Source organism: Paenibacillus sp. J22R67 (assembly GCF_059692175.1).
Map to the genome: position 1 here is coordinate 166,290 of NZ_JCAUAX010000001.1, position 12,261 is coordinate 178,550.

Here is a 12,261-nt window from a genome sequence, read left to right on the forward strand (position 1 = left end):
CTTACTTTGTACACTTTGATATGTTTTCAAGTCTTTTTCTCCGAAATGTCTGGATATTTGTCGATTATTATTCAGAATTCCACCTGTAAAAACTGTTCCTGACCCACTCAATCGTGTATACTGAAGGAATATCTGGTCACGAAAGGGAGAACTTGAAGATGAATGTACACGAAGCAATAACCAAACATTCGACTGCACAGCATCTGCACCTTGTGCGATTTGCAGAACTAGATGCGCAGCGCGAGAGTGCAATTGATGCAGCTGTAGAGCTGTGCAAAAGCGGGCTTCCGTTTACCGTTGATGCAATCAATGCGGTTACGGCTCAAATCATCGCCCACGCCAAAGAAGGTATTTCTCCTCTACGTTCTTATGTAACCGAGGACATGGTACGTGATTACGTAAACAAAGGGTAGGGAGATAAAGATCGATGGGAATTCTCACATTTGTAGCAATGTTAGTTATAGGATCGGCCTTTAGTGCCGGATTCTTGCTTTTGTTTAAACGTAAAATCGCGTTAGGAATTGTTTGTTTCGGACTCTCTATCGCAGGTTATATCGTTTACTCCTACATAGCGAATAAATACTTCGTCTAAAACGCTTTGGAGAACCGGTCGGGTTTAACCGATCCGGTTCTTTTTCAATATATAAGCAATTTGTATGTTTTGGGTCCTGGGGTAAGCGAAGCTTACCCCAGATTTATTTGTGTTGAGCACTATACCCCAAGAAATTTGTTGCTATCTCTTGAGCGCTTTTTCCCTGGCAAGGGGAACTACAGAGCGCTATTTCATCGAAATAGGCTCTTTTTCATACGAACAATGCATGTTTCCTTAGCGTTTGAAAAACAAGATCGTAATAAGCGGCAGGATGCGGGACCAAATCTTTCGGTGTCACAAGCAAACTCGTTTCTTCAAGCTGTCCGTTTCGTCCTGTTTGATAGCCCACTGCTTCTAATTCTCCTATTTCACCATGAACCAAACGTTCTAACCCCGCTGCACTCACTTTAAATAAACCCGTAACCTCGTCTGCTTGTAAAACATACTTGTCCAGAGATTGATCACAGCGATAAATAAAAACATGGCAAAACTCACGATCGATAAGATGATCGGACATCAGATCTTCTTCCGCAAACAACCCGCAGGGTATCAGCTCATTGAAATCCACGTTCAAGCCCAGCTCTTCCTTCAGCTCGCGAGCGCCATCTTCAACGGTTTCCCCCGCCGCCAGGTGTCCAGCACAGGAGATGTCGAGCAAATTAGGAAACAAGTCCTTATCTGGATGTCTTAGCTGAAGCAGCAGCGCTGGCTCTTCGTTTGCCAGACTTACAATCCAACATTGAAAAGTAGCATGCCATAAGCCTTTGGCATGAACTTCGGAGCGTGGTGCTTGTCCAAGCCAATTCATTTTCTCATCATAGATATCAAACATTTCTTCTGACTTATTCAACGTGCTCCGTTCCTCCTCAGACTTACATGACACCGCGTTATCTGCGCGTTTTTTTCGATATTTTCATCGCGTACAAATCGTCTTCCAATACACTCATTCTATCCATTAATGTTTTGCTAGCATCTTCAATCGCCTGATTATAAATAGGTGCCGACAATTGTTGAAGCATATAGTCTAACAGTTGCTCTGCCGCTAAGTTTCCCATGGCAACGCCGTGATCGGCTTCCATGTGCTCCTGCAAGTCACTGATCAGCGTATCTTTCTCTTCTTTCGGTAATTTCAATGGTTTCAATTGGAGGCTCCTTATTCGTATAGAGTTAAATCAATTTCCTGAAAACGGCTAACTTCTTTTACCCAGCGTTCTGCCACATATTTCGTATGTACGGGATGAACATTATACGCGTCATAGGCCGCTTGATCCGCAAAAACCATTGAAAATCCAAAATCATAATCCGTTTTCGCACTCACTTGACGAAATACTTCAAATTGCTCGACGCCAGGTATTGCAGCAAGTTCTTGCGCGCTTCCTCTGAGAAATTGTTCCGCTTCCGAAGTATCCTTGCCAACTTGCAAATTAAAAATAACCATATGTTTAATGCGCTTTGAATTCATCGTCTCATGTCTCCTTTTTTATCCAACTCCACTTATTATAGCGGATTTTGCTGAAGCGAACTACACAACCCTGCTTGACAGCTTTCATGCACAGCTCCAGAGAGCATTTTCGCATCACTTCCTTAATATGGGGAATAAAATACCCCGCAAGTGTACACGTTAAGGCTGAACGTTAATCTGACGCAGAAAGGATGACAAACGATGGAAAACAAAAAACATACAGGCAACTACAAAGGAACAACGAATATGAATGCAAAAAATCAGGACATGGAGTTCGTGAATGACACCTTAGAAAATGCACCTAGTATTACCCCCGTCAATCTAGCCAAAGACGATATTAGCGAAGGCGATGAGGGGCACCAATTGAACCAAAAGTAACTCAGTTTCCTTTAAAATGAAGGGCAGATTGCTTTCCGAAACTAAATCGGGGGAGCTCTCTGCTCTATTTTTGCTTGCCCGAACTTGGCATCCCCTTCGGCTTGCGATACTATAGGATGAGGGAAATGCTAAGAGGAGGTTGTCATACTTTGGAACAAGTTATCGTCATTGGGGCTGGACCTTGCGGATTGTCCGCCGCCGTCGCTTTGCAGCGTGAAGGGCTTTCCCCCTTATTGATAGAAAAAAGCTGCATCGTGAACGCTATCTATTTATATCCTACGTATTTACAGTTTTTCAGCACACCGGAGCTGCTCGAAATTGGCGGCTACCCATTCTCCACCCCTCATGAAAAGCCATATCGCCAAGAAGCATTGGTTTACTATAGAGAGGTCGCCAGAAGAGAGCAGCTTCGCATTAATTCTTATGAAGAAGTTGTCTCTATTGAACCAATAGAGACAGGATTTAGCGTCCATACAGCTGATCAATTTGGCAAAAAGAAGGTCTATACGGCTAAGAAAGTTATTGTAGCTACTGGCTATTTTGATCATCCTAATATGCTGGGAATTCCTGGCGAGGATCTGCCGAAAACAACACACTATTATAAAGAAGCACATCCTTATTCGGGTACCAAAGTGGCCATAATCGGCGGGAATAACTCCGCTGTCGATGCTGCCATGGATTTAATCCGAGTAGGCGCTGAGGTCACGGTTATTTATCGGGGGAAAGATTTCTCGGCGAATATTAAACCCTGGGTCCGCCCTCTTTTTGAAAGTATGGTGAACAAAGGCCGAATCCAGATGTGGTTTAATTCCCAGGTTGAGAGCATTGAAGAACATTCGATTCAGGTTCGAAAAGAAACCGAACATGTCACGTTGGACAATGACTTCGTGCTTGCCCTTACAGGCTTCCGGCCTGATCGGGAGCTCCTAACTTCGCTAGGCGTCGGTTTTCACGAAGAAACGAATGCTCCGATCATTAATCCCGAAACAATGGAAACAAGTATCCCCGGCTTGTATGTTGCAGGTGTTGTGGCTTCATCCAAATATGCTGCGAACGAAATTTTCATTGAAACAGGCCGTATGCATGGCTTAGCAATCACCAAACATATCATGTCCACAAACACCCTTCAATCTAGCTGATTGAAGGGTGTTTTCTATGAAAATATTTCCTGTTTTTCAGAGATTCCTCTTCCAATGCGAACATTTGTTTGTTATAATGAAAACAAGAACAAATGTTCCATTTAGATGAGGAGGTAGTTACATGATGAACGCCAGTCACAATTTCCGGTTTATTGAGAGAGATTATTGGTACCATAAGACATTGTGTGACACTGACCATCTTCTCCCTGGACAGATCGACGCCATGCTGGACGAAGCACATTCTCACTATGCCGATTACACGTTCAAGTTTTATGACGACGGCTCCGTGATTATCATAGACAATGACACGAATAACCGCATCAAGCCAAGAGAATTAACGGGTGCCGTTTATGATTTTTATGTACGCAAGCGGATCTATTTAATTAAACATAATTTGATGGAGAAACAACTCCAATATGCCTGAGTGAAGCACACAAAAGGCCATCTGCTTGGGACATTCGTCCTCAACCGATGGCCTTCTCCTTTTTAGTTCACACCGTGATACCGGAAACACTTTTGGTTATGATCGTTCACCATGCCGACAGCTTGCATATACGCATAACAAATCGTCGAACCTACGAACTTGAAACCACGTTTCTTCAAATCCTTGCTCATAGCATCTGAAATCTCTGATGTAGCTGGCACATGGCTCATATCCGTCCAGTGATTCTTGATCGGTTGACCGCCAACAAACCCCCAAATATATTGATTGAAAGACCCAAATTCTTGCTGCACTTTCAGGAAAGCTTTTGCATTCTGGACCACAGATGCGATCTTCAATCGATTGCGTACGATCCCAGGATGCAACAGAAGCTCAGCCAGTTTCTTGTCATCATATTGAATGATGATTTCCGGATCAAATCCGTCAAATGCATCGCGGTAACCTTCGCGCTTCTTCAGTATGGTATACCAGCTTAATCCAGCTTGCGCCCCTTCTAGATTCAGCATCTCGAATAATTTGCGATCATCATGGACGGGAACTCCCCATTCATGATCATGGTAATTAACATATAACGGATCCTCATTGACCCAAGAGCATCTGACCGTCATTTTATATACTCACCTCATCTAGAAATCGAACATTTGTTCTGTTTTATTATAAAACCAATGCGAACAGATGTCCAGCTTCGATTAACCACTGGTAAGGAGGTTGTAAAATTGTTTCGTATTGTGCAGGATCGTTTCCGCCACGATGTCTGTCTCTACTTCATGAAGAAGTGAAATTTGCTCAAGGACTTTGTGGATCATACCCGGATGCGTTTCCTGACCCTCGAAGATTCCCTCGAACGGCCATGGTCCGTCTGTTTCGACCATAAGCAGCTCAAGCGGATAGTTTCGAACGAGCTCGCGGATTTCTTCTTCATAGAGAACATCCGGCGTGATCGAAATATAATATCCAGCTCGAATCATACGCTGTACGGTCTCAGGCGACCCTTTAAACCAGTGAAAGTGCGCCTTCTGTATACCATGCTTCTGTAGAAGATCGCATACAATGTCAGCATCTTCATATACCGCATGCAGGACGACAGGCTTTGCTAACTTCGCAGCGAGTTTCAAGAAGCGCTCTAGTAGTTGAACATAAGGGGTATAGTCAAGACATTCCCCTCTCTCTTCCGCTTCGAGCCTCCGATAGTAAGGCAAGCCAATCTCACCAACCGCGACCATGGCATTCGCGCGCTCGCTTATCCATTCTAACAGCTCCTGGAGCTCGGCTTCATGGGGAATGTCTTGCTCGGGATGATAGCCATAAGCCGCATAAACCTGCTTGGGCACTTGTAAGCTCAGCTTTTCAGTCGCCTCACAGGATGTCAAATTTCTGGAAACAGCAATGAGCGCCTCGACTTGAAACTGATCTAGCTCAGATACGATCTTCTGAGCTTTCGTTTCTTCATACATATCAAGATGAATATGTGCATCAATAGCTGTATGATTTTTCATGATAGGATCTCCTGACGCAGTAAGCTCTGAATATGCTGGCGCAGCTCGTGAAATTTCGGGTCCATCATCACTTTTTCATGACGTGGCCGCTCAAAAGGTACAACAAACTCCTCGATCACATGTGCAGGTTTGTTCGAGAGAACATAGATGCGGTCCGATAGGAATATCGCCTCTTCAATGCTGTGAGTCACAAACAGAATGGACCGTTTGTTTTGTTCCCATATATTCAGCAGCCAAGACTGCATGGCTTGCCTTGTTAATGCGTCCAATGAGCCGAAAGGCTCATCAAGGCACATGACCTCTTGGGGGCTGAGCAGCGCCCTCAAGAATGAGACGCGCTGCTGCATGCCTCCTGACAATACATGCGGCAGCTCGTGCTCATAGCCCCCTAGACCAACCTTAGGCAGCCATTCCCTTGCTTTGTCCAATGCGGCAGCACGTGATACTCCTGCAACCTCCTGCGAGAGCGCTACGTTCGCTTCAATAGAGCGCCAAGGGAATAACGCCGACTGCTGCGGCATGTAGCTGATGAGCCCTTTGGTTCCAGTCACGTTCAATCCATCTAGCCAAACCTCGCCTCCGGAAGGAGCGATGAGCCCGCCAATAATGTGAAACAGTGTGCTTTTCCCACTTCCGGATGGCCCGATAATGGACACGAACTCACCCTCTTTGACATGCAGCGTGACATCGGTAAGCACAGGGACTCGCTGTTTTTTGCCAGCGAACGTGTGATGTATCCCTTTTAGCTCTAATTTGCTCAAACTCTTTTCTCCCCTTCCTTAAGACGACCGTTTCGCGTTCCACCGAACAACGAGCTTTTCAAGCCCGGCAATAAGCCAAAAGAATAACAAACTAAGCACAACAATGATGATAATAGCGACAAATTCGCGATCTGCGCGAAAGCCCGATTTTTGCAAAATCATATAATACCCAAGTCCTACACCACCGCCCAGCCATTCTGCGATGACAGCTCCCATTACGCTATATGTAGCGGAAATTTTGAGCCCGGTGAAGAGAAAAGGGAGTGCATGCGGCAGCTCTAATTTATAAAATATCTGACGTCTGCTAGCACCAATCATTTGCATGTAGTTGTACATGTTTCGGTCTGTCTGCATAAATCCGTCCAGTGTCGACATGGTGACAGGGAAGAAACAAACAAGTGCAATTAAGATAACTTTCGGTAAAATGCCGAAACCAAATAAAATAATCAGCAGCGGTCCCAGCGCGATAACCGGGACATTTTGTGACAGAATGAGGAGTGGATAGAATCCAGCCTTCAGAAAAGGCACGCGATGTAAGCAGCTTGCTACGATAACTCCTCCCGTTACACCAACAATAAACCCTATTAACATTAAACGTACTGTAGCAAATGTATGCATCCATACTCGTGGCATGTCCGTAGTGCCGTCCTGCCAGATCTTCAGCGGACTAGGAAGCAGCCAGCTTGCCGTTCCTCCCCACGTCACTGCAAGCTGCCAAATAAGCAAGAGAAGGATGACCACAACAATCGGTGGCCACCCTGCTTTCAATCCGTTCTTCAGTTTCATTATCTGTATTTCTCCGTCAGCTTGTCCATCGAAGCGCCAGACGGGTTAAAATATATTTTCACTTGCGAGATAACGTTAGGGCTGCCCATCTCAATCATCGCTGCATTCATATCTTGAATGATGAGCATAAGCTGATCGAGCTCCCCTTCCATCGTCGTCTCGAGCGGGGAAACGAAATATTTCACGCCTGACTTGGCGATCACTTCAATCGCGCGATCCACATAAGGGATAACATCTTCACCGTTTTTTGTTTTAGGAATAATTTGAATACTTACAAGTGCATTAGCCATAGGAAATGCCCCTTCCGAATAGTAAAGTTATTTCGTGCTAGCAGGCAAGAAATTGTTCGTAAATGCTGCGTCGACTTCGAGATTTTTCTCTAAAAGCTTATGCTCCAACATCCAGTTCGCATAATTTTCCCATACTTGACGTTTTTGTTCGCCCCAACGCGGCGCATCATCCTGATAACGAGGGCTAAGCCATTTTTGACTTGCCATCACGAGTTTGGCATCCAAATCAGGAACAGCTTTAATCAAAATATTGGCGGCATCCTCAGGCTTGCTGATTGCGAATTGATAACCCTTGGCTGCTGCTGCCGTGAACGCTTTAACTAGATCTGGCTTCTCTTTGATCAGTTTTTCGTTCGTAGCCAATACTGGTGTGTAGTAGTCCAGTTTATCCGAATATTTGTTCAAATAAATCATATTCATCGGCTCCCCACGAAGCTCGGCATCCACACCTGTCCAAGCATAATAGATCCATGCGAAGTCGATATCTCTTTTGACAGCTGTGAAGTAATCGGCATCACCGATATTCACAATTTTCACTTTGCTAGGATCGGCTTTTTCGGATTGCATCAGAGAGTCGATCATTGCACTTTCAGCCGGTGCTCCCCAGCCACCGTATGTTTTGCCTTCGAAATCCTTAGGCGTCTTAATATTCTTCGCTACCGGTGAAGCAAAACCTGATGTATTGTGCTGAATGACAGCAGCAATGGAAACGAGCGGTACGCCTTGGATGCGTCCTTGCGTAATGCTTTCTTGGTAAGAGACGCCGAACTCAGCCGCCCCCGAAGCAATCATGGCATCCGCTCCGGCTTCGCCAGGCGCAATGATTTGTACATTCAGTCCTTCTTGTTCAAAAAATCCTTGGTCTTTCGCCACATACAGACCCGTATGGTTAGTGTTCGGCGTCCAGTCCAGGACAACCTTCACATCAGTAAGCGGCTTGGAAGTGCTAGCCGGGCTTGCAGAATTGGCTGGTTTAGCCTCTTGTTTCCCGCAACCTGCTGCCAGAACAGTCAAGCTCACGAGCATGAGTGGTGCAATTTTTTTCCAGTTCATTTTCTTGTTTCCCTCTCCCTATTATCTATGTAACCACAAGAAAAAGCTCCCGTTATCCGGGAGCGCCATTGGTAGAAAAATAATAAACCCATACAAAATTAATAAAATGGACATGCATTTTGTGTGAATTCTCTACGCTGGCATTACCCAGATCAGATTAACGGTTAGTGACATTTCGGTCACAATCTCAGCCTGACTACTCAAGCTCCCGTGGGTTCTTATTGGTTTGATATTACCATACCGCATGTTTCGACAAATTGCAATCCTATACCGAATGTATGCTAATCCATTCCAGCTAATAAGGTATGCTCACTTGCCACTTCTTTACCGTTCTCATGAAAGCCCATTTCCATTGTATAGAGCTTCAAAGCAATCTGCAGCTGCAACCGATCATCCGCTTCTTGAAGATCCACGCCGAGCAGCTCTTTCACACGTTCCAACCGATAAATAACCGTATTGTGATGTGTGTACAGCTTCTGTGCGGTTTTACGCACGTTCTCGTGTTGATCAAAATAAATGAGCAGCGTATGTATTAACGAGCTTTGATGTTTCCAATCGTAAGCCTCTAGAGGGGCAACCCACTCCTCTCGAAATTTGGTTAGCTCACGACCTTGCGGTAGTAAATACAAGATTTTATAAATTCCTAAGTCATCATACGTGATCCATTCTTGCCCCATGCCGCAAATATAACTAATCGTATACACATTGGATGCTTGCAAGTAGCTTTCATTCACTTCCTCGGCGGAATTCACGATTTTCCCTAAACAAAAAGAAAAGGCGAATGGTGATTGTGTGCTGTGAATTTCCTGCAGAGCAGCTCTTAAACGCTGTTTCAGCTCCTTCTCCTGCAGACTCACCTCTGAGTTGAACAATACGACTAATCGATCATCAACAATTGAATATAATAAATCTCGGCTGCGCAGCGATTCCTGCTGTCGTAATTGTTGTACAATTCGTTTAAGCTGCAGCGCACTTGGGACAGTTGACAGCCATCGAACGAGGACCACGCGGAAATGACCATTATGATCAATAGGGCAACCGCATGCTTCAGCACGCAAATCCAAATCCCTTCGAGTTCCGATTCGTCCAACGAGCCAATCTTGCAAAAACTGATCAATATATTTTGCTTCCACTTCTCGTCTGGCGTTGATGTTCATCATTTCCAAATGAATCAATACCCCGAGCCGCTCCAAAGTAAGGGTATCAGTTGGTGTTAAATCCTGATGCCACTCCAACAATAAAAGAAAAGATTCCGCGCCATACTGCTCTTTGATTTTAGTTACTGTCATCTTTATTTCCCGATCTCCAATGGAGAGATGATGGATGCCTAATCGACTATTTTTCTGCAAATGTTCTAACGTTGATCGCTTCTTCAAACCCATCTCCAGTACAAGTTGAGCCGTTGACTTAGATACATGTAATTTACCTGCGGAACTAAGCAGCAAAATTGGATTCGCAAGTTCATCTTCCACATGTCCTAGTAAATCCTCTAATCCCTTTCCTTCCAATAGCAGCTCTGAAAATCTCTGAAATCGCTGCTGCAGCAAAGCCAATTGAGCGGCTTCATGCACGAGAACGCGTTCCATGACTTCACGCACAACCTCCGAGAATACCGTTCCTGGCGGCAGTTCAATAATAGGAAACTGATATTGTTCTGCTACATCTAGGACCCGAGGAGGAATTTCATCTAGGAATCGTTTCGTCTTGATACCTAAGGCTGCGACCCCTTTCTCCACAAGTTGGGGTATCAACTCTGCAAAAGCGCTTGGGTCATCGCGAAACGGATAGCCCGTCGAGATGAGAAATTCGCCTGGCATGACCCAGTCAATTACATCCGGAACCTCCATCACATTCACGCGAATGACCGCTGTGTCCAAACCTAGATGACCAGCAAGAACCTTGGAGCCCGCCAGATGCGGCATTCCAAGCAAATCTCGGCAAATCAAACCATGTCCCGCTTGCTGCTCACTCATCAGCACTAGCCTCCTTACATGTCGTTAGCGTTGCGCAGCGCCGCCATCCAATCATCCGCCCAACCGACCCAGCCGAGTATGCCTCCCTGCTGGTAGACCATGCGGATCGCAGCCTCCTGGTCCGCGGGGTCAAAAGCCGCCGTCCCGTCCTCCAGGACGAGACACTCATACCCGCGATCGTTCGCTTCGCGAAGCGTTGTATGCACACAGACGTGCGTGGTCACGCCCGTCAACACCAATGAAGCGATGCCCCGTGCCTGCAGCATCGCATCGAGCGGAGTCCGGTAAAAGGCCCCTTTACCGGACTTGTCAATGATGAGCTCGCCCTCGGCAGGAGCGAGCTCAGCTACAATCTCGTGCCCACGCTCGCCGCGCACGAGAATGCGCCCCATCGGCCCCATGTCGCCGATGCCTGCGCCTTGAAGCTGGCTGCGCCGCAGCTTCGTCGGCGGACAATCCGAGAGATCGGGCAGATGCCCCTCTCGGGTGTGAATGATCAGCACGCCATGTTCGCGACAAGCTGCCAGCACCTGCTGCAGCTTCGGAATAATGGCCCGCGTCTGGGAAATATGATTGCCCAGCAGCTCACCGAACCCGCCCGGTGAGCAAAAGTCATTCTGCATGTCAATAACGACAAGCGCAGTAGTGCGCTTGTCGCATTGGAAGGGGAATGGCTTTGCTGGAAGCTCCAAAAGCTCAGACATTTAGTTTCGCTCCAGAAGCGGTTGGATGTCCATAAACAGCGGCATCCACAAGATAGGTTTGAAAAAAGCTGTTGCTCGGCACATTCGTATCTGCGGGTAAGAAGATGCTGATTTGTTCTGTTGGCTGCGAATCATCATTTGCTACAGAATGGATCGTCTGTGCGGGAACATGGAACGTATCGCCAGCCTGATAGCTGACCCACTTCCCGTTGCATAGCAGCTTCACTTTGCCAACTGTGATATGAATCACTTCCACAACATCATGGTAATGTGGCAGCACCTGACCGCCAACGCCGATCCGCTCCCACAAGATGGAGCTGACTCTAACCCCTAAGGCATCCGCCATGGCGGCATCCATGATTTCCCGATGGTAGAGCTCAGGATGAGCGATAATCGGTGTCCATGGCAATGGTTCTCCTTGTAAAACGGTCGTTTGCTTTGCTAGCATTGACATCCTCCATTCTTGATTAGCATTATTTATTATTTATTATTTATTTCACTCAAAGCCTCTTCAATGCCTCAATCACCTGCTCCGAGTGCGCAACAGCGCCAAACACGCCGCCTTGCATCGTAATCATTTTCAAAGCAGCTTGATGATTGCCTTCATCCGTTGCACCTGTGCAATCCGAGATCAGTAAACATTCATACCCCCTATCATTGGCATCTCGCATTGTGGTATGTACACATACATCGGTGGTGATCCCTGTTAGAAGAAGGTGTGTAATCCCATGGTTTCGTAGAACCAAATCCAAATCCGTGGCATAGAAACTCCCTTTACCCGGTTTATCAATGATCATTTCCCCCTCTAGTGGGGCAAGCTCTTCAATGATTTGCCATCCAGGCTCGCCACGGACAAGGATCCTGCCGGAGGGTCCTGGAGAGCCGATCTCAGCACCGATCTGTTGACTTCGCCAGCGCTTATTCGCCAGTAAATCCGAGAGATCAGGCCGGTGGCCTTCTCTCGTATGAATGACCGTGAATTCAGGAATGGCACGCACTTCAGCTAGCAGCCGTTTGATCGGTTCAATGGTCTTTGCTGTCAAAGAAAGATCGTAACCCATACGATCGACGTACCCGCCTTTCCCGCAGAAGTCAATCTGCATATCGATGATGAGAAGTGCCATCTTCGCTGGATTCAGTTCATTATCATAGGGCCACGCATACGGTATTGCTTCAATGTTCATG

The 12,261-nt window shown here is 46.3% G+C and carries 18 protein-coding genes; 5 read left to right on the top strand and 13 right to left on the bottom strand.

Translation table 11 applies throughout. The features are described from left to right. The first annotated feature begins 158 nt into the window (after positions 1-158). On the top strand, positions 159-413 hold the full coding sequence (locus tag AC58VC_RS00840) for a YpbS family protein (RefSeq protein ID WP_145654904.1): 255 nt from the start codon (positions 159-161) through the stop codon (positions 411-413). 14 nt (positions 414-427) lie between these two features. Beyond that, a complete protein-coding gene (locus tag AC58VC_RS00845) occupies positions 428-592 on the top strand; it encodes a hypothetical protein (RefSeq protein ID WP_161411834.1) in 165 nt (54 codons plus the stop codon). 211 nt (positions 593-803) lie between these two features. On the opposite strand, the gene AC58VC_RS00850 is transcribed toward AC58VC_RS00845, so the two are convergent. From AC58VC_RS00850 to AC58VC_RS00860, 3 genes are read right to left on the bottom strand one after another with little or no spacing between them, the layout of a single operon-like run. Then, positions 804-1,442, bottom strand: a complete 639-nt coding sequence (locus tag AC58VC_RS00850; protein ID WP_497367000.1) for an NUDIX hydrolase — start codon at positions 1,440-1,442, stop codon at positions 804-806. 37 nt (positions 1,443-1,479) lie between these two features. After that, positions 1,480-1,734, bottom strand: a complete 255-nt coding sequence (locus AC58VC_RS00855; protein WP_497367001.1) for a DUF2164 domain-containing protein — start codon at positions 1,732-1,734, stop codon at positions 1,480-1,482. A gap of 11 nt (positions 1,735-1,745) precedes the next feature. Further along, on the bottom strand, positions 1,746-2,054 hold the full coding sequence (locus AC58VC_RS00860) for a Dabb family protein (protein WP_497367002.1): 309 nt from the start codon (positions 2,052-2,054) through the stop codon (positions 1,746-1,748). A gap of 201 nt (positions 2,055-2,255) precedes the next feature. Here AC58VC_RS00860 and AC58VC_RS00865 point away from each other — a divergent pair, with 201 nt between their 5' ends. From AC58VC_RS00865 to AC58VC_RS00875, 3 genes are all read left to right on the top strand, one after another. Further along, on the top strand, positions 2,256-2,432 hold the full coding sequence (locus AC58VC_RS00865; protein WP_497367003.1) for a hypothetical protein: 177 nt from the start codon (positions 2,256-2,258) through the stop codon (positions 2,430-2,432). Between the two features lie 149 nt (positions 2,433-2,581). Continuing rightward, positions 2,582-3,571 (top strand): YpdA family putative bacillithiol disulfide reductase, encoded by a 990-nt coding sequence (locus tag AC58VC_RS00870; protein ID WP_497367004.1) that lies wholly within the window; start codon positions 2,582-2,584, stop codon positions 3,569-3,571. Between the two features lie 121 nt (positions 3,572-3,692). After that, positions 3,693-3,995 (top strand): hypothetical protein, encoded by a 303-nt coding sequence (locus AC58VC_RS00875; RefSeq protein WP_497367005.1) that lies wholly within the window; start codon positions 3,693-3,695, stop codon positions 3,993-3,995. A 62-nt stretch (positions 3,996-4,057) separates the two neighbouring features. Here the strand turns inward: AC58VC_RS00875 and AC58VC_RS00880 are convergent, their stop codons facing one another. The 10 genes from AC58VC_RS00880 to biuH form a co-directional block, all read right to left on the bottom strand. Next, positions 4,058-4,621: a DNA-3-methyladenine glycosylase I gene (locus AC58VC_RS00880; RefSeq protein WP_497367006.1), complete on the bottom strand. Its 564-nt coding sequence runs from the start codon at positions 4,619-4,621 to the stop codon at positions 4,058-4,060. Between the two features lie 81 nt (positions 4,622-4,702). Continuing rightward, positions 4,703-5,509, bottom strand: coding sequence for a TatD family hydrolase (locus AC58VC_RS00885; RefSeq protein WP_497367007.1), 807 nt, complete (start codon positions 5,507-5,509; stop codon positions 4,703-4,705). After that, positions 5,506-6,270, bottom strand: coding sequence for an ABC transporter ATP-binding protein (locus tag AC58VC_RS00890; protein ID WP_497367008.1), 765 nt, complete (start codon positions 6,268-6,270; stop codon positions 5,506-5,508). The genes AC58VC_RS00885 and AC58VC_RS00890 overlap by 4 nt, the downstream gene beginning before the upstream one ends. A gap of 18 nt (positions 6,271-6,288) precedes the next feature. Beyond that, the gene (locus tag AC58VC_RS00895) at positions 6,289-7,056 is read right to left on the bottom strand and encodes an ABC transporter permease (protein WP_497367009.1); all 768 of its coding nucleotides are present in this window, start codon (positions 7,054-7,056) and stop codon (positions 6,289-6,291) included. Continuing rightward, positions 7,056-7,346: a thiamine-binding protein gene (locus AC58VC_RS00900; RefSeq protein ID WP_127456450.1), complete on the bottom strand. Its 291-nt coding sequence runs from the start codon at positions 7,344-7,346 to the stop codon at positions 7,056-7,058. The genes AC58VC_RS00895 and AC58VC_RS00900 overlap by 1 nt, the downstream gene beginning before the upstream one ends. Positions 7,347-7,373: 27 nt before the next feature. Continuing rightward, the gene (locus tag AC58VC_RS00905; RefSeq protein ID WP_497367010.1) at positions 7,374-8,399 is read right to left on the bottom strand and encodes an ABC transporter substrate-binding protein; all 1,026 of its coding nucleotides are present in this window, start codon (positions 8,397-8,399) and stop codon (positions 7,374-7,376) included. A gap of 281 nt (positions 8,400-8,680) precedes the next feature. Next, the gene (locus AC58VC_RS00910; RefSeq protein WP_497367011.1) at positions 8,681-10,372 is read right to left on the bottom strand and encodes a PucR family transcriptional regulator; all 1,692 of its coding nucleotides are present in this window, start codon (positions 10,370-10,372) and stop codon (positions 8,681-8,683) included. 14 nt (positions 10,373-10,386) lie between these two features. Further along, on the bottom strand, positions 10,387-11,076 hold the full coding sequence (locus AC58VC_RS00915; protein ID WP_497367012.1) for a cysteine hydrolase family protein: 690 nt from the start codon (positions 11,074-11,076) through the stop codon (positions 10,387-10,389). Next, the gene (locus tag AC58VC_RS00920) at positions 11,069-11,524 is read right to left on the bottom strand and encodes a cupin domain-containing protein (RefSeq protein ID WP_497367013.1); all 456 of its coding nucleotides are present in this window, start codon (positions 11,522-11,524) and stop codon (positions 11,069-11,071) included. Before AC58VC_RS00920 ends, AC58VC_RS00915 begins: the two co-directional genes overlap by 8 nt. 52 nt (positions 11,525-11,576) lie before the next feature. Then, positions 11,577-12,260, bottom strand: coding sequence for a biuret amidohydrolase (biuH, locus tag AC58VC_RS00925; protein WP_497367014.1), 684 nt, complete (start codon positions 12,258-12,260; stop codon positions 11,577-11,579). Position 12,261: the final 1 nt, after the last annotated feature.

Excerpts from the sequence above, each read along its gene's own strand:
- AC58VC_RS00840 (WP_145654904.1), top strand. The coding sequence starts at position 159 with ATGAATGTACACGAAGCAATAACCAAACATTCGACTGCACAGCATCTG.
- AC58VC_RS00845 (WP_161411834.1), top strand. The coding sequence starts at position 428 with ATGGGAATTCTCACATTTGTAGCAATGTTAGTTATAGGATCGGCCTTT.
- AC58VC_RS00860 (WP_497367002.1), bottom strand. The coding sequence starts at position 2,054 with ATGAATTCAAAGCGCATTAAACATATGGTTATTTTTAATTTGCAAGTT.
- AC58VC_RS00865 (WP_497367003.1), top strand. The coding sequence starts at position 2,256 with ATGGAAAACAAAAAACATACAGGCAACTACAAAGGAACAACGAATATG.
- AC58VC_RS00875 (WP_497367005.1), top strand. The coding sequence starts at position 3,693 with ATGATGAACGCCAGTCACAATTTCCGGTTTATTGAGAGAGATTATTGG.
- AC58VC_RS00880 (WP_497367006.1), bottom strand. The coding sequence starts at position 4,621 with ATGACGGTCAGATGCTCTTGGGTCAATGAGGATCCGTTATATGTTAAT.
- AC58VC_RS00885 (WP_497367007.1), bottom strand. The coding sequence starts at position 5,509 with ATGAAAAATCATACAGCTATTGATGCACATATTCATCTTGATATGTAT.
- AC58VC_RS00895 (WP_497367009.1), bottom strand. The coding sequence starts at position 7,056 with ATGAAACTGAAGAACGGATTGAAAGCAGGGTGGCCACCGATTGTTGTG.
- AC58VC_RS00900 (WP_127456450.1), bottom strand. The coding sequence starts at position 7,346 with ATGGCTAATGCACTTGTAAGTATTCAAATTATTCCTAAAACAAAAAAC.
- AC58VC_RS00905 (WP_497367010.1), bottom strand. The coding sequence starts at position 8,399 with ATGAACTGGAAAAAAATTGCACCACTCATGCTCGTGAGCTTGACTGTT.
- AC58VC_RS00910 (WP_497367011.1), bottom strand. The coding sequence starts at position 10,372 with ATGAGTGAGCAGCAAGCGGGACATGGTTTGATTTGCCGAGATTTGCTT.
- AC58VC_RS00915 (WP_497367012.1), bottom strand. The coding sequence starts at position 11,076 with ATGTCTGAGCTTTTGGAGCTTCCAGCAAAGCCATTCCCCTTCCAATGC.
- AC58VC_RS00920 (WP_497367013.1), bottom strand. The coding sequence starts at position 11,524 with ATGCTAGCAAAGCAAACGACCGTTTTACAAGGAGAACCATTGCCATGG.
- biuH (WP_497367014.1), bottom strand. The coding sequence starts at position 12,260 with ATGAACATTGAAGCAATACCGTATGCGTGGCCCTATGATAATGAACTG.